Genomic DNA, 15,734 nt, shown 5'->3' on the forward strand with positions numbered 1-15,734 from the left:
TTACATGTCCGGTTCCCAACAAACAACTAAAACAGTTGCACCTTCTGCGGTCGCACTGATCCCATTGATTGTATTCCTTGCGCTGTTTATTGGCGTAGGCACTTACTTATCTTTGCAAGGCGTTGAATTTGCCTTCTACCAGCTGCCTGCACCCATCGCGGTATTACCAGCCATCATCATTGCGTTTCTTTTAAGTAAAGAGAAACTTAACCGCTCAATCGAACACTTCATGCGTGGTGTTGGCCACCCAGACATCATCGCAATGTGTATGATCTATCTGCTTGCTGGTGCCTTTGCTGCGGTAGCAAAAGCCTCTGGCGGTGTTGATGCAACGGTGAACCTTGGTTTATCCGCAATTCCAACCAGTATGATTTTACCGGGCATTTTCCTGATTTCTGCTTTTATCGCAACAGCAATGGGCACTTCGATGGGTACCATCGCAGCCGTTGCACCCGTAGCGTTAGGCATTGCTGAATCAGCAGGAATGAGCTTACCGTTAACCGCAGGCGTTGTGCTGAGCGGCGCTATGTTTGGTGATAACCTTTCTATCATCTCTGACACCACCATCGCGGCGACACGCTCTCAAGGTTGTGAGATGAAAGACAAGTTTAAAGAGAACATTCGTATTGCTTTGCCTGCGGCGTTGATCGCGATTGCAGTGTTCGCTTTCAACAGTACAGCGACTCAAGTGCCTGCAACTGGCGATATTGAGTGGCTAAAAGTCTTGCCGTACATCACTATTTTGATCCTAGCGGTATCTGGTGTGAATGTGTTTGTGGTTCTGTCGATTGGTATCCTTTTGGCTGGCGGCGTGAGCTTGGCATCGATTGACAATTACGGACTGACTAATCTAGCCCAAGACGTATACAAAGGCTTTGGCAACATGCAAGAGATCTTCTTGTTGTCCATGCTAATTGGAGGTTTGAGTGAACTGATGCGTCGTCAAGGCGGTCTTGCTTTCCTAACCAATTTCGTTAGCAGCCTTATCCACGCGTTTGGCTCTAGCCATTCAAAACACGCGAACAGCCGCGCAAGTGAGCTAGGTATCGCGGGCTTGGTTTCTATGGTGAATGGTTGCACGGCAAATAATACGGTCGCCATCATCGTATCGGGTAGCGTGGCGCGCCAGTTGGCGGAAGAGAACAATGTCTCTCCTCGTCGCTCAGCAAGCTTGTTGGATATTTTCTCGTGCGTGGTACAAGGCATTTTGCCCTACGGCGCGCAAGTATTGTTGCTAGGCTCAGTATTTAACCTTTCTCCATTAGAAGTGGTTGCCAACTCTTACTACTGTTTCGCGCTGGCAATTGCAGCCGTTGTGGCGGTGTTTATCAAACACCCAGCACGCCAACCCGCAGTGCAAACCGAAAACTAACGACAAATACCGAAAAGGCTCCGATGGAGCCTTTTTACTTTCTTCTTTATTTCCCTTGCCGCGAACAGATTTACTTCAAAACTGAACGCAAACTTTGCGCACTGTGTAAAGGAATCGCAAAGTGTCTAGCCACATCGCGTAGAGCTTCCACCTGAGCCGCATTACTGATTGCTAATTCGCCTGCCACATCGACGTGGTTGTTCTCAAACCCCACTCTCACATCGAATCCAAGTAACATCGCACTCGCTAAACAGTCTTGCTCTCGCGCGCCAAAAGCACAAATGGCACATCGAATTTCTTCCTCGACAAAACGCGCCAAATTCAAGCCTCGTAAATCCCATGGCGAAGACTGTTGAGCTTGGTGATAACGCCCTAACACCACTAATGCATGCTGATGCGTTTTAGGTAACACACCCGCATCACGCAGTTGGAAATAACGTTCAATGTCGTTTGCATCGTAGAGAATAATTTGGCTCACGATGTTGTTTTCAGCCACCCAATGGAAAAAGGCATGCCCTTCTTTCTCACTTGCTCGATCAGGGATTAACTCCCTCAATGCGAAAGAAGCCGCTTCAGGTTTCACAGCTTTGACTAACGCCCTCTGTTGTGGCGGAGAATATAAACCCACCGCTTCTGTGGTGAGCTGAACCATCATGGTTTCTCCCACCGCTTCTTTCACGGCATGGTAAATTTCCATGTTGTCATCGATGTCTAATGAATGACGTCCCTTGGCGTCTCTAGCATGCAAATGGATCATGGCAGACCCTGCTGTTTGACAAGCGATACCCTCTGCAACCAGTTCGTCCGTTGTCATGGGTAAGTTGGCGTGATCATGCTTGGTTTTTCTTGCGCCGTTTGGAGCCACGATAATGGCGATAGATTCTCGCAAATATTGGTTTGCTACTTCCATGTCTCCGCCACCTCTTTTAACGTCAGTGAGAGTTTGCCGACTAGTTCATCAATATGGTGAGGCTGAACAATGAAAGGCGGTGCGAGCAAAATATGGTGCCCATTAACGCCATCAATCGTTCCGCCCATTGGGTAGCACATTAAGCCATTTTCCATTGCTCGCTGTTTGATACGTTTGTCTGCCAATGTGGCTTTACTCAGAGGCGACTTGCTTTCTTTATCCGCCACCAGCTCAATACCAAAAAACAAGCCTTTACCACGAATGTCGCCAATGTATGGTAAATGGGCCAATACAGAAGTAAGCTCATTACGCAGCAAAGCACTTTGCTGATTCACCGCCGTTAATAAATCATCTTGGAAGATGGTTTCAATGGTTGCCACGGCGGCAGCGCACGCCACAGGGTGCGCCATAAAAGTATGACCATGTTGGAAAAAACCGCTTCCATCAGCAATAGCTTGATAGACTCGATCATTCGCAACCACCGCGCCAATAGGTTGATAACCCGCACCAAGCCCTTTAGCCATACAAACCAGATCGGGCTCTGCCTCTTCTTGCTCAAACGCAAAAAAACTGCCACTGCGTCCAACGCCACACATGACTTCATCCAAGATCAATAACACATCGTATTGGTCGCATATTTCGCGAATACGCTTGAAATAGCCTTGCGTTGCAGGCACAGCTCCAGCGGTGGCACCCACAATGGGCTCGGCGACAAAAGCCATGACATTATCAGCCCCCAACTCAAGAATTTTTGCCTCTAGCTCATTCGCCGCTCGCAATGAGTAATCCAATTCCGACTCATGACTCTGCTGATAACGATAAGCATAGCAAGGGGCGATATGATGGCTCGGGTGTAAGATGGGTTTGAACGGTTCACGTCGCCATTCATTACCTCCGACAGCCAAAGCCCCCAAGGTATTGCCGTGATAACTTTGCTGACGCGCGATGAATTGCTTTTTCTCTGGCTTACCTGATTCCACGAAATACTGCCGCGCCATTTTTAGTGCCGACTCCACCGCTTCTGATCCGCCACTGACTAAATACACATGGTTGAACTGTTCAGGCATGTGCTGACAAATCAATTCTGCTAGGCGCTCACTGTTGTCACTAGTAAAAAATCCAGTATGAGCAAATGGCACTCGCTCGATCTGTTCCAACATGGCTTTTTTAACGGCGTGATGACTGTGGCCAAGGTTTGATACCGCAGCACCACCACAAGCATCGAGATACTGCTTTCCATGCTTATCGAATAGATAAACACCTTCACCTCTATCGATGATTGGTAGCGTGGCATGGCAATGACGGTGAAATACGTAAGACATTTGAGTCCCTTCCAATGTGTAATACTTGCACACATCATCAGGAACAAACCCAAACGTGACAAGAGAATAAACCTCACCCTCTATGAGCTTTTGGAATACCACAAACCAAAAACACCAAAACCCTTGATATTTAAACAATAAAATAAAAATAGGCCAGCTTTTTTAAAGGCTGGCCTATGGGTAACCCAAAGCTAAAAACAGAATCGTTTTACGCGTTTAGTGCCTGTTCTAAATCGGCTAGAATATCGTCAATATGTTCAATACCCACCGATAAACGAATCATCTCTGGAGACACACCAGCTTGTTTTTGTTCTGCTTCGCTCAATTGACGATGAGTCGTCGATGCAGGATGGCAAGCCAATGATTTTGCATCGCCAATGTTCACCAAACGCTTAAAGATTTTCAAAGCATCATAAAAACGCACACCAGCGTCATAACCGTCTTTTAAACCAAACGACAAAATCGCAGAAGGCTTACCTTTCATGTATTTTTCGGCGAGATGGAAGTGTTCAGAACTTGGTAATCCGGCATAACTTACCCAACTGACTTTGTCATTCTGTTCCAAGAATTCAGCCACTTTGAGTGTGTTCTCGGTATGGCGCTCCATACGCAGCGGTAACGTTTCTAGCCCTTGAATAAGCATAAATGCATTCATCGGTGATAATGCCGAACCGGTATTACGCAATGGTACGGTACGCGCGCGCCCGATAAATACCGCCTCACCAAACGCTTCGGTATACACCACGCCGTGGTAAGAAGGTTCTGGTTGGTTGAAAACTGGAAAGCGGCCTTTGTGCTGCGCCCAAGGGAATTTACCGGAATCTACAATCACGCCACCCAATGTGGTGCCATGCCCACCAACGTATTTAGTGAGGGAGTGAACGACGATATCCGCACCGAACTCGATGGGTTTGCACAGCACTGGTGTCGCGACGGTGTTATCCACAATCACAGGTACGCCTTGTGCGTGAGCAAGCTCTGCTACGCGTTCTAAATCAATGATATTACCGGCTGGATTACCAATGCTCTCGCAGTACACCGCTTTGGTATTTTCATCAATTAACTCAGCCAAACTTTCTGGTTTGTCATCTTTGGCAAACTTCACCTGAATCCCCTGATTTGGCAACATGTGCGCAAACAAGGTGTAAGTACCGCCATAAAGTTGCGGCGTAGAGACGATGTTATCGCCCGCTTGTGCTAACGTCAGAATCGCATAGTTAATCGCTGCACTCCCCGCACTCACGACCAACCCGGCAATGCCGCCTTCTAACGCCGCCATGCGCTTTTCCAGAACGTCGTTAGTCGGATTCATGATGCGAGTGTAGATATTCCCCGGTACTTCCAAGTTAAACAGATCAGCGCCGTGCTGCGCGTTATCAAACTCGTACGCGACCGTTTGATAAATCGGTGTCGCGACAGATTTAGTGGTAGGGTCAGTTTCGTAACCAAAATGGATGGATAGCGTTTCGTCTTTCATGTTCTTCCTTGAGCGTCATCGAGATAAATCGTGGACTTATCATGCCGACTTTTTAACCACAGAACCTCGTTATGGGTCACATTGCCCAAGTCCTGAAACGTTTATGAAATGGGAAAAGGTAACATTTTTGATATTCATCGATAGGTATAACTTGCGCTTGATTGAAAGTCTTTAATCTTGTTGATAATCATCCTTCAATATGAACTAAAGTGAATGTGACCTATTGAGTTCTCAAACTCATTGAGATGGGGGCAATAGGCAAAAACCTTACTCTGTATGGAGATGACCGATGAACAAAAACTGGATCCCTATTGCCCTCTCTGGGCTTGCTTTAACGGGGTGTTTTTCTGAAGAAGCGAAAGAAGTAGAAGCCGTCGCCGAGCCGCTAAAAGTAACCGCCGCAGACAAAATTTATTATGGTGGCGACATCCTAACCATGGCAGGCGATAAGCCAGAGTACGCCGAAGCCGTCGCCACATTAGGCGAGAAAATCATTTATGTCGGCAGCAAAGATGGAGCGATGGAACACAAGTTCGGTAAAACACAGTTGATCGACTTAAAAGGCAGAACTATGTTGCCTGGCTTTGTTGATCCGCACAGTCATGTGTATGGTGTTGGTCTGCAAGCCATGGTCGCAAACGTGCTGCCATCTCCTGATGGCGAAGCCGATACCGTGGCGAGAATCATCGAAACTCTGAAAAATGCCGCGAACAATGATACGCAACGCCTATTCATTGAGAAAACGGGTTGGATTTTAGGTTTTGGTTACGACGACGCCCAACTGGATTACTACCCTACCAAAGCGGATCTCGATAAAGTCAGCACAGATAAGCCTGTATTAATCATCCATACTTCGGGGCATTTGAGTGTCGCGAACAGTAAAGCGTTAGAGCTAGCAGGTATCACATCAGAATCGGAAGATCCAAAAGGTGGCATTATCCGCCGAATGGAAAACAGCCAAGAACCAAATGGTGTTCTAGAAGAAAACGCGCACTTTGCAATGCTGTTCAACCTCAATAAGTTGATTGATTCTGAACTTCAAGATCGCATGTTAGAAGCCTCGCAAGGTATGTACGCGAAATATGGCTATACCACGGCTCAAGAAGGACGAGCAACATCGGAAGGTTATGAAGCGATGAAACGCGCGTCGAAAAACGACAAACTGATGATCGACTTGGTTGCGTACGCCGATATGGTATCGAGCAGTGATTTTATGGACTCGGAATACAACACGCCAGAGTACACCAACCATTTCCGCATCGGTGGCGTAAAGCTGAACTTTGATGGCTCTCCACAAGGTAAAACGGCATGGCTAAGTCAGCCTTACTTCCACCCACCACATGGACAAGATAAAGACTACGCTGGCTACCCAACTTTCGAAGATCAACAAGCTTACGATTACGTAGAAACAGCCTTTAAAAATGAATGGCAAGTGCTGACGCATGCCAATGGTGACGCGGCGATCGAGCAATTTATCAACGCAGTGACCAAAGCAAATGAAAAGCTAGGAAAGCAAGACCGCCGACCTGTACTCATTCACGGCCAAACCATGCGCCAAGACCAAGTGGATCGCTTAGCGGCGCAAGGCATCTTCCCTTCCTTGTTCCCAATGCATACTTTCTATTGGGGTGACTGGCATGTGGACTCGGTACTCGGCCATCCTCGTGCCGATTTCATTTCACCAACTCAAGCGGTGAGAAAAGCGGGGTTAAAATTCAGTACACACCATGACGCACCTGTGGCGCTGCCAAGCTCATTCCGAGTATTGGATGCGACCGTCAATCGCACCACCAGAACCGATAAAGTACTGGGGCCAGATCAGCGCGTTGACACGTATACCGCACTGCAAGCCATGACGATTTGGCCGGCTTACCAACACTTTGAGGAGTCGTATAAAGGTTCTATCGAGGTGGGTAAGAATGCGGATTTAATCATCCTCGATAACAACCCGATGAAGATTGAACCTAAGGCGCTAAAAGACCTAAACGTGGAAGAAACCATCAGCCGAGGCGAATCGGTTTATCAACGACAGTAATCCAAAATAAAACACCGCCGTTATCGAGGCGGTGTTTTCTATCTGACTCACCAAGCACTTTATCTATTTGTTCGCCACTTGCTGTAATAACCAAGTACGAAACTTGTTTGTGGACTGGCTTCGTGTGTTCATGATCAAGTAGTACCCTGCATTGGCTGGAACCGGCTGAAAGGGAGAAACTAAACGCTCTGTCGTCAATTCATCCTCAATCAGTGCCATTCGTGCCATCGCAATCCCAACTCCTGCTTCCGCCGCAGACATCGCCATATCCGTTCTATTGAAAAAGTGTCCAACATCGGTTTTAAAGTCTAATCCCATTGCTGACGCCCAATATAGCCACTCATAGTCACGCGTCGCTTTTTCCCATGGCATCGCATCGTGTAGTAGCGTCGCCTCCTGCCATTTCTTCACTGACATTGAGGACTCTTGTTCATCAAAAGGCACTTTTAGCCAACCATGATCCTCAAGGTACTTCGGACTCATTACGGGCAGCAGTTGCTCATCCAAAATCAACTCCGCGTTAGCATTTCGGTAAGGATGAAGACCATAGTCTATCGCGACGTCATAATCTTTTATCTCACTATTCACTAACGCCCCTTCCGCGAAGATTTGCACTTGGATATCCGGGTTCTCGTGATGAAAACTTTCCAGCTTTGGGACTAACCATTTAAAAGCAAAAGAAGGCGTTAATTTTAAGCGAATCTCATTGGTGTGCTTTTCTACTTTGAGCTCATCAAGCAGTTTGCTCAGCTCGGAAAAGTGAAACTGCGTCGCTTGGTGTAACTGAGTGCCTTTAGCGGTTAAACGAATACCGCGGGAATGGCGTTCAAATAAAGTAAAACCTAATAACGCTTCCAAATGAATAATTTGTTGGCTCACGGCTCCCGTAGTGAGGTGCAAAAACTTAGCCGCGCCAGTAAAGCTGCTGTGCTCCGCGACTTGGCTAAACAGACACAAGCCACTTATTAAATTACTTCTCATCCTTGAGCCTATAGTTTTTCTAAACGCTGTATGTAATTTATATCGATTGTTAACAAAAGGTAAAGAAAAGAAACTAACCACTCAGATAAATGTGTGGAGTACATCAATGGAAGTCATCGTATTAGGCAGCGGCGTCATCGGCTTAACCTCTGCTTGGTATTTATCTCAAGCAGGCTATCAAGTTACCGTTATTGACCGTCAACCAAGCAGTGCAATGGAAACAAGTTTCGCCAATGCTGGGCAGATCTCGTATGGCTATTCTTCGCCTTGGGCTGCGCCTGGTGTTCCTGTTAAAGCCATAAAGTGGTTAATGGAAGAGCATGCTCCACTCAAAATCAAACCAACCCTCAATGCCGATATGATCAGTTGGGCAAGTAAGATGGTGGCCAATTGCACCCTGTCTCGCTATCAAGTCAACAAAGCTCGCATGCTTTCTATTGCTAACCACAGCCGCATGTGTCTGGAACAATTACGTCAAGAACATGCCATTGAATATCAAGGTCGCCAGTTCGGCACCTTGCAAGTATTTCGAACGCCTCAACAGCTGCAAGCCATTGAAAAGGATATGCAGCTTCTAGAGCAAAGCGGGACTCGGTTTGAGTTGATGGACGTAGAACGCTGCATTGAACAAGAACCTGGACTGGATCTTGTGAAAGATAAGCTGGTTGGTGGCTTGCACCTGCCAGATGACGAAACAGGCGATTGCTATCAGTTTTGCCAACAACTCACAGAGCTCGCTAAGGCCCATGGCGTCAGGTTCGAGTTCGATACCGAAGTAAGCAATTGGGTTACAGTAGGTAAAAAGATCATGGGTGTCCAAACGAACCGAGGACAGTTTAAAGCGGACCAATATGTAGTTGCCTCTGGCAGCTATTCTACAGCGCTACTCAAGCAAATCGACATTGAGATTCCTGTCTATCCAGTAAAAGGCTATTCGCTCACCATCCCAATGGAAGATGAGCACTTCTCTCCTCGCTCTACTGTGATGGATGAAACCTATAAAGTCGCCATGACTCGGTTTGATGACAGAATTCGCGTAGCGGGCACCGCAGAATTAGCAGGGTTTGATGCCTCCCTTCCGCAAAAACGAAAAAATACCATCGAAATGGTCATCCGTGATCTTTTCCCTCGCTGCGGCGACTTTAACCAAGCCGAGTTTTGGAGTGGCTTTAGACCAATGACGCCTGATGGCACACCGATTATTGGCGCAACTAAATACGATAACCTTTTTACTAACACCGGACACGGCACTCTGGGTTGGACTATGGCTTGTGGTTCTGGCCAATTGCTAGCGAGCATTATGGCTGGCGAAAAAGCGAAAGTGATGGATGACACAGAGCTTAACCTTTGCCGTTATGCATAAGGACATATCTGCATAAAAAAAACAAACAGGCCTTTACTCTACAAAATGCATAACATTTGGCATTTTTAACTCATCAAATATGCAGCACATTTTAATAACAATATGCTGCATATTTAATCATCAGACAAATCTTCTACCCCAAAGGAGCAAATAAGCAACAAGAACTAAATTTTAACAATCACTCTCCATTCTGTGTTCACCATCACGCTACAAAGGATTTATAGCCAAAAAAGTTAACAATTGCATTACATAAAGGGTAATGTATTGTGTGAAAAACAACCACAAACACAACTAACAGGGAAAATACTCATGCAGTCATTAGTTGATTTTCTGAATGGAATTATTTGGAGCCCGGTACTGATCTATTTGTGCCTTGGTGCAGGTTTGTTCTATTCAATCATGACGCGTTTTGTACAAATTCGTCACTTCTTTGAGATGTGGCGCTTATTACTTTCAGGGAAGAGTTCAACAAAAGGGATATCATCATTTCAGGCACTTGCCGTTTCACTATCTGGCCGTGTAGGTACAGGTAACATTGCTGGTGTTGCTGCCGCTATCGGTTTTGGTGGACCAGGCGCCATATTCTGGATGTGGGTCGTTGCCTTCTTTGGTGCAGCAACCGCATACGCAGAGTCGACACTTGCACAAATCTATAAAGAAGAAGACGAAGGTGAATTCCGTGGTGGTCCTGCTTACTACATTGAAAAAGCAATGGGACAAAAATGGTACGCTTGGATCTTCGCTATCGCAACCATCTTTGCATGTGGTGTTCTACTTCCAGGCGTTCAATCGAACAGCATCGGTAACGCAGTAGAAGCAGCATTTGGCTCAGGTGACATGATTGAAACCGCTATTGGTACCTTCAGTTTTGCTAAAATTTTCACTGGTACGGTTGTCTGTGTCATTCTGGCCTTCATCATCTTCGGTGGCGTAAAACGTATTGCGAACTTTACCCAAATCGTTGTGCCATTTATGGCGCTGGCTTACATCATCACTGCATTTGTCATCATCCTTCTAAACATTGGTGAGGTTCCACGCATTTTCGGCATGATCATTGGTGACGCGTTCACACCAATGGCAGGTGTTGGTGCGGCAATCGGTTGGGGTGTAAAACGTGGCGTTTACTCCAACGAAGCAGGTCAAGGTACAGGTCCTCACGCTGCAGCTGCAGCGAGTGTTGATCACCCAGCTCAGCAAGGTCTTGTTCAATCTTTCTCTATTTACATCGATACACTACTTGTGTGTTCAGCAACCGCGTTTATGATTCTTATCACTGGCGCGTACAACGTAAATGGTGCAGTTGAAGGTACGTTCCTAATTCAAAACCTACCAGCTGATATTGGTGCGAATGGTCCTGTATTTACGCAAATGGCGATCGAAAGTGCACTACCTGGCGTGGGTAAGCCATTCATCGCAATCGCACTCTTCTTCTTTGCGTTTACGACCATTCTGGCTTACTACTACATTGCAGAAACGAACATTGCTTACATTCGTCGTACATTCAAAGTAAATGGGCTGATGTTTATTCTGAAAGTCATCATTATTTCATCCGTGTTCTACGGAACCGTGAAAACCGCCAACTTAGCCTGGGCGATGGGTGATGTAGGTGTAGGTCTAATGGCATGGCTTAACATCGTCGGTATTTTGATCATCTTCTTTATGTCAAAACCAGCTCTCAAAGCATTGAACGATTACGAGGAACAACAAAAACGTGGTGTGACCGACTTTACATTCAACCCTGTAGCGCTAGGCATTAAAGGCGCAGATTACTGGGAAGATAAGTACAAGCGTAAAACGGGTAAGGCACCAACGGCAGACAACAGTACTACAGAAACTGTAGAACAACCATCAACATAGCCTTAACGCATAAACAAGAAAAAGCAGTGGTCCGTTTAAGGGCATAAAAAAGGGGATTAACCATTGGTTAATCCCCTTTTCTGCATTATGTGTAAAGGATTAAGCAGCGACAGCTTCAACTTTACGAGCGATTTTTGCTTTACCTACAGGTAGAACTTCACGACCAAATTCGTTGTTTAGTACCTGCGCCATTGCGAAGTAAATTGCACTTGCGCCACAGAAGATACCTTCGAAGCCAGCGATAGCACCGATCACTTCGCTACCAGTGAAATCACGAGCAGCAAGCAAGAAGAACAGGATAGTTAGAGAACCAAATACAACTTGCTTCGCTGTTGGGTAGCATAGAGAACCAATGAACATGAAACCAGTGAAGATGCCCCAAAGCGCTAGGTACCAACCCATAAAGCTTGCAGGGCTTGCAGGGAGACCCATGTGAGGCATTACGATTAGACCAACCAATGTTAGCCAAAATAGACCGTAAGAAGTAAACGCAGTTGTGCCGAACGTGTCACCGCGTTTAAAGCACATGATGCCAACGATTACTTGGCTAAGGCCACCGTAAAAGATGCCCATCGCTAGAATCATAGAGTCAATTGGGAAAAATCCTGCATTATGAATATTAAGCAGAATAGTGGTCATACCGAAACCCATTAGACCTAGCGGTGCTGGGTTAGCCAGTTTTGTCGACATGTACAAATACCTTTTTTCAAAAATGTTGATAAAAAATGCGCGCGAATTTTAATGGGCGCCAGAACAAAAGAGAAAAACTGTTATTGAAAACTTAGATTCCATAAATAAGCAACCACTCAAATAAAAAAAGACCCCGCTAAAAAGCAGAGTCTTTATAGATGGTTAGACTATTTTTCAATCAACTACAGGCAAAAGATCTCGTCCCAGAACCAGTTACTTTGCGTTGGGCTTTCCCACACACCTGGACCATTTTTCGCAACAAAACATTTGTTTTGGTACGTCACTTTATCGCCGTTAGCGACTTGCGTTACGCCCGGCTCCCACTGAATAAAATTACCTGTCACTGGTGGTTCTGGCTCGGTTACTGGTGGCTCAGGTTCTGTGACGGGCGGTTCTGGCTCAGTCACCGGCGGTTCAGGTTCCGTTGTTGGCGGCTCTGTCGGAGTGCCTGAGACCAACTTCCACGGGTCACCTTGCGTGGGTTCATTACCTTGTGACCACCATTTCGCTTCATAAACAGCACCTTGGTAAGAGACTTGATCACCTGTGTTATACACTTTACCTGCATCCCAAGCCGCCACGCCACCTACAGGTGGATCGACCGGATCAACAGGGTCTAGTTTTTCAACCACACGAACTTCTGGCCACCCCGCATGAGATTGGTAAAAGTTAGTTACACACTTCTCATAATCACCCGCAACTAGCGCAGAGTAAGCAGTTTGGAAACCAACCAGCTCACATTCAAATGAGTGACCTCCCGGACGATCTGAGTAGTATTTCCAGTTACCATCCCAGTTGGTGTAAAGCACGTCTGTCGCACCATTTAGGTTCAGACTGCCGTAAGGCGTCTGCTGCCAACAAGTGTTTGTTTCATCAGCTTCAATTGGAATTTGATAATGGGCGGCAAGACCTTCCCAATAACGAATACGGTTAACAGGTTGACCTTTATCCTTGTTTTGCTCACCACACTCAATACCACCATTGATCACGTTGATGGTGGTACCAAAGCCGTAACCAATGCCAGCATCAAGCTCACGCTGTGAAGGCACCCAAGTACGGTCAATCACATGCAGCATTGCAGGTTTCGGTGCTTGTGGAGTTAGGAAGAACCAGATAGCCGATGCCAAGTTCAGCCATGAATCCGCAACCAAGCCTGGATTTTTTAGCAATACAGATGCATCACCATCAAACATCACTTCAGAGAACGCGCCATAGTTAAAATGGTAAGAAAGCTGTTTAGCACCACGTCCAAAGTAACCTTGTCCTGGTTCACATGGCCAACGCTTATTTTGCCAGTCATTCTGACCACAACCTGTCGTGTAACCTTCTTGACCTTCTGACCAGCCCATTTCACGCACATGAACCAAAGCTTGCTGCCACTCTTCCAATCCAAGAGGGTTATCCGATACGTTATCAATCGAAATATGACCACCAGTTTCCTGCGCAAAGTGAGCAAAGGCTGTCACGATCGATTTTTTACAAATCGCATCCGAATCTCGACCATCCGTGTACTCACCACAGAATGCTGGGAACTTACCAATTGCACGTAGGAAACGCGTGTAAGTATATTCAGGTGCCGCCATTTGAGTCAGGAAGTCCCACTCACTTTCAGGGAACACACGCTCTACACGCTTCACGTTTTCTGGATTGGTTGCCGCTCCAGGAACAATCGCCTCCACCACTGAGTTCGGGCGCGTCTCTAATGCTTGTGACCAAATGGCATACATAGGGTCAGAGGTTTTGCTTTGCTCTACGGCTTGAACGTCACCACGAGCAATGACATAACCGTTTGGATTCTGCGGATCGGGCTGGATATTCATACTCGCATTCGCTTGTGCAGCTAGGACACAACTCAATGCAAGAGGAAGATGTTTGAGTGCAAACATGTCTAGTCTCCGGATTTTAACAATACAATATACAAGGAATAACTAGACATATAGTGGATCATATATACAAAACGCCGAGCTAAGTGCTTTGATTCTGCGAGACAAAATGAATAAATAAGTCCTCGCACACATTTTGTCACAAGAAAAATGTTACCTTGACTCAAAAGAAAAGCGGAGACCCAATGAGCCTCCGCTTTATGATATTTCTATCTTTATTGTTCTGCCGAAACCACGTCTAGCTGCGCGGTTGATTTTTGTTTAGACAACACAAAATAAACCACACACTGAGCAACAATAGCGGCAAGCACAATCACTGGCGAGGCGTTGATTCCAGCTAAAAGGAAACACCCTAATGCAATCATTCCATTGAGTAATGCGTAAGGCAACTGTGTACGGAAGTGCTCATACTGCTCACACCCAGCTCCTGTTGACGACAAAATCGTAGTTTCAGAGATTGGCGAGCAGTGATCGCCAAACAGGCCACCAGATAACACTGCACCAATACAAACTAACAAAGGAGCATCAATCGCGACGGCCGTTGGGATCACCAATGGCATCATGATGGCAAATGTCCCCCAAGATGATCCCGTCGCAAACGAAATAATACCAGCAAGCAAAAAGGCGACTGCTGGCAATAGCCAATACGGGAAACCGGCTTGAGCTTGTTCAGCAATGTATGCAGCTGCACCTAATTCTTTCCCAACCGAGCTAAGTGCCCAAGCCAATACCAAAATCACGGCTACAGACATCATGTTCGACATCCCTTTTAGGTAAACCTGAATGCCATCAGAGAGTTTTCTTACGCCATAAAACGCCATCAGCGCAATTAAAGTGAAGGCGGCGAAGAAGTATGCAGAAGACAGCGCAGCCCTAAACGTTGAGCCCGCCACTTTTTGAAAAGGAAAACCGTGTGGTACGAGGATGGTACATAGGACCACCAGCATAACGAGCAAAGGCGCCCAGACAAAACTGGATTTTGCATTTTTATGCGTAAATACATTCATCGATTCCTGAACTTTCCCAAAGTCGGAGCCCTGTTCTACTAGTTGTTCAGCCTTCGCCATCGGTCCGAAATCTAATTTGAAGAAAGAGACAATCGGCACAATCGCGATCGCAAGAAAGGCGTAAAACTGATACGGGATCGCGCCAATGAAAGCATCCCAGTCACTCATACTGACATTCAGGGCAGTAAACTCTTTTTGAATCAACCCCATGATGTAAACGCCCCATCCGATAAAAGGAATCAAGATTGCGACGGGAGAGGAAGTAGAATCGATAATAAAAGCTAATTTTTGGCGTGATACTTTTAACTTATCAAATAAAGGGCGAAAAACAGGACCAACAATCAACGGTGTACCAAGGTCAGAGAAGAAAATAACCACACCACCAAACCATGCGGACAGTTGAGCTTGGCATTTACTCGCCACCCATTGAGTAACCTTTTTAGCAAAAGCAACACCACCACCAGACTTTTCCATCAGCGCAACGAAACCACCAATGAACACTAATAACAAAATCACACCAGCGTTGTAGCTATCGGTAAGTTGCGGCAGTAGATAGCTTTTCATCAACGCACTAAACGAGTCTAGTGGTCCTTTTTCGACAAATGTCCCTTCAAGCATAGCGACGCCACTGACCACACCAGCGAATAAACCAACGACGACATTTCTCGTCGTCAGAGCGAGGAAAAGAGTAATAAGGATGGGAATGAGAGAGGTAACATCAGCCTGTTCCATAGCAATACCATTTATAATATTTAAACAATTAAAATGAATATATATTTAATTTTACCGCATGTATATATCTCCTATAAAAAAGTTGAGTCCCCTCTTCACAAATTT

Annotated in this window: 11 protein-coding genes; 4 read left to right on the forward strand and 7 right to left on the reverse strand. The window is 46.1% G+C overall.

Features of this window, described 5'->3' with window-relative positions; genetic code table 11:
• The first annotated feature begins 4 nt into the window (after positions 1-4).
• The gene (locus NL645_RS12405) at positions 5-1,372 is read left to right on the forward strand and encodes a Na+/H+ antiporter NhaC family protein (protein ID WP_253651798.1); all 1,368 of its coding nucleotides are present in this window, start codon (positions 5-7) and stop codon (positions 1,370-1,372) included.
• A gap of 70 nt (positions 1,373-1,442) precedes the next feature.
• Here the strand turns inward: NL645_RS12405 and NL645_RS12410 are convergent, their stop codons facing one another.
• From NL645_RS12410 to NL645_RS12420, 3 genes are all read right to left on the reverse strand, one after another.
• A complete protein-coding gene (locus tag NL645_RS12410; protein ID WP_253651775.1) occupies positions 1,443-2,282 on the reverse strand; it encodes a 3-keto-5-aminohexanoate cleavage protein in 840 nt (279 codons plus the stop codon).
• A complete protein-coding gene (locus tag NL645_RS12415) occupies positions 2,273-3,604 on the reverse strand; it encodes an aspartate aminotransferase family protein (protein WP_253651776.1) in 1,332 nt (443 codons plus the stop codon). Before NL645_RS12415 ends, NL645_RS12410 begins: the two co-directional genes overlap by 10 nt.
• Positions 3,605-3,812: 208 nt before the next feature.
• Positions 3,813-5,081, reverse strand: a complete 1,269-nt coding sequence (locus NL645_RS12420) for an O-acetylhomoserine aminocarboxypropyltransferase/cysteine synthase family protein (protein WP_253651777.1) — start codon at positions 5,079-5,081, stop codon at positions 3,813-3,815.
• Positions 5,082-5,370: 289 nt separating this feature from the next.
• Between NL645_RS12420 and NL645_RS12425 the strand changes: the two genes are divergently transcribed.
• Positions 5,371-7,116, forward strand: coding sequence for an amidohydrolase (locus NL645_RS12425; RefSeq protein WP_253651778.1), 1,746 nt, complete (start codon positions 5,371-5,373; stop codon positions 7,114-7,116).
• 63 nt (positions 7,117-7,179) lie between these two features.
• On the opposite strand, the gene NL645_RS12430 is transcribed toward NL645_RS12425, so the two are convergent.
• Positions 7,180-8,097, reverse strand: a complete 918-nt coding sequence (locus NL645_RS12430; protein WP_253651779.1) for a LysR substrate-binding domain-containing protein — start codon at positions 8,095-8,097, stop codon at positions 7,180-7,182.
• Between the two features lie 106 nt (positions 8,098-8,203).
• Between NL645_RS12430 and NL645_RS12435 the strand changes: the two genes are divergently transcribed.
• Complete coding sequence (locus NL645_RS12435) at positions 8,204-9,460, forward strand: D-amino acid dehydrogenase (RefSeq protein ID WP_048626052.1); 1,257 nt, start codon at positions 8,204-8,206, stop codon at positions 9,458-9,460.
• A 309-nt stretch (positions 9,461-9,769) separates the two neighbouring features.
• Positions 9,770-11,317, forward strand: coding sequence for a sodium:alanine symporter family protein (locus NL645_RS12440; RefSeq protein ID WP_253651780.1), 1,548 nt, complete (start codon positions 9,770-9,772; stop codon positions 11,315-11,317).
• Positions 11,318-11,416: 99 nt separating this feature from the next.
• Here NL645_RS12440 and NL645_RS12445 read toward each other — a convergent pair whose 3' ends face one another.
• The 3 genes from NL645_RS12445 to NL645_RS12455 form a co-directional block, all read right to left on the reverse strand.
• Entirely contained in the window at positions 11,417-12,007 is a 591-nt protein-coding gene (locus tag NL645_RS12445) for a GPR1/FUN34/YaaH family transporter (RefSeq protein ID WP_005391518.1), read from the reverse strand.
• A gap of 182 nt (positions 12,008-12,189) precedes the next feature.
• The gene (locus NL645_RS12450) at positions 12,190-13,893 is read right to left on the reverse strand and encodes a chitinase (protein ID WP_253651781.1); all 1,704 of its coding nucleotides are present in this window, start codon (positions 13,891-13,893) and stop codon (positions 12,190-12,192) included.
• Positions 13,894-14,105: 212 nt separating this feature from the next.
• Positions 14,106-15,629 carry a Na+/H+ antiporter NhaC family protein gene (locus NL645_RS12455; protein WP_253651782.1) on the reverse strand — a complete coding sequence of 508 codons (1,524 nt, stop codon included), beginning with the start codon at positions 15,627-15,629 and terminating at the stop codon, positions 14,106-14,108.
• Positions 15,630-15,734 lie beyond the last annotated feature (105 nt).

This window comes from Vibrio sp. Y51_MX_L26 (assembly GCF_024181935.1).
Taxonomy (GTDB): domain Bacteria; phylum Pseudomonadota; class Gammaproteobacteria; order Enterobacterales; family Vibrionaceae; genus Vibrio; species Vibrio diabolicus.

What these genes read in the sequence shown, in the direction of transcription:
- NL645_RS12405 (WP_253651798.1), top strand. Translation starts at nt 5, where the DNA reads ATGTCCGGTTCCCAACAAACAACTAAAACAGTTGCACCTTCTGCGGTC.
- NL645_RS12410 (WP_253651775.1), bottom strand. Translation starts at nt 2,282, where the DNA reads ATGGAAGTAGCAAACCAATATTTGCGAGAATCTATCGCCATTATCGTG.
- NL645_RS12415 (WP_253651776.1), bottom strand. Translation starts at nt 3,604, where the DNA reads ATGTCTTACGTATTTCACCGTCATTGCCATGCCACGCTACCAATCATC.
- NL645_RS12420 (WP_253651777.1), bottom strand. Translation starts at nt 5,081, where the DNA reads ATGAAAGACGAAACGCTATCCATCCATTTTGGTTACGAAACTGACCCT.
- NL645_RS12425 (WP_253651778.1), top strand. Translation starts at nt 5,371, where the DNA reads ATGAACAAAAACTGGATCCCTATTGCCCTCTCTGGGCTTGCTTTAACG.
- NL645_RS12430 (WP_253651779.1), bottom strand. Translation starts at nt 8,097, where the DNA reads ATGAGAAGTAATTTAATAAGTGGCTTGTGTCTGTTTAGCCAAGTCGCG.
- NL645_RS12435 (WP_048626052.1), top strand. Translation starts at nt 8,204, where the DNA reads ATGGAAGTCATCGTATTAGGCAGCGGCGTCATCGGCTTAACCTCTGCT.
- NL645_RS12440 (WP_253651780.1), top strand. Translation starts at nt 9,770, where the DNA reads ATGCAGTCATTAGTTGATTTTCTGAATGGAATTATTTGGAGCCCGGTA.
- NL645_RS12445 (WP_005391518.1), bottom strand. Translation starts at nt 12,007, where the DNA reads ATGTCGACAAAACTGGCTAACCCAGCACCGCTAGGTCTAATGGGTTTC.
- NL645_RS12450 (WP_253651781.1), bottom strand. Translation starts at nt 13,893, where the DNA reads ATGTTTGCACTCAAACATCTTCCTCTTGCATTGAGTTGTGTCCTAGCT.
- NL645_RS12455 (WP_253651782.1), bottom strand. Translation starts at nt 15,629, where the DNA reads ATGGAACAGGCTGATGTTACCTCTCTCATTCCCATCCTTATTACTCTT.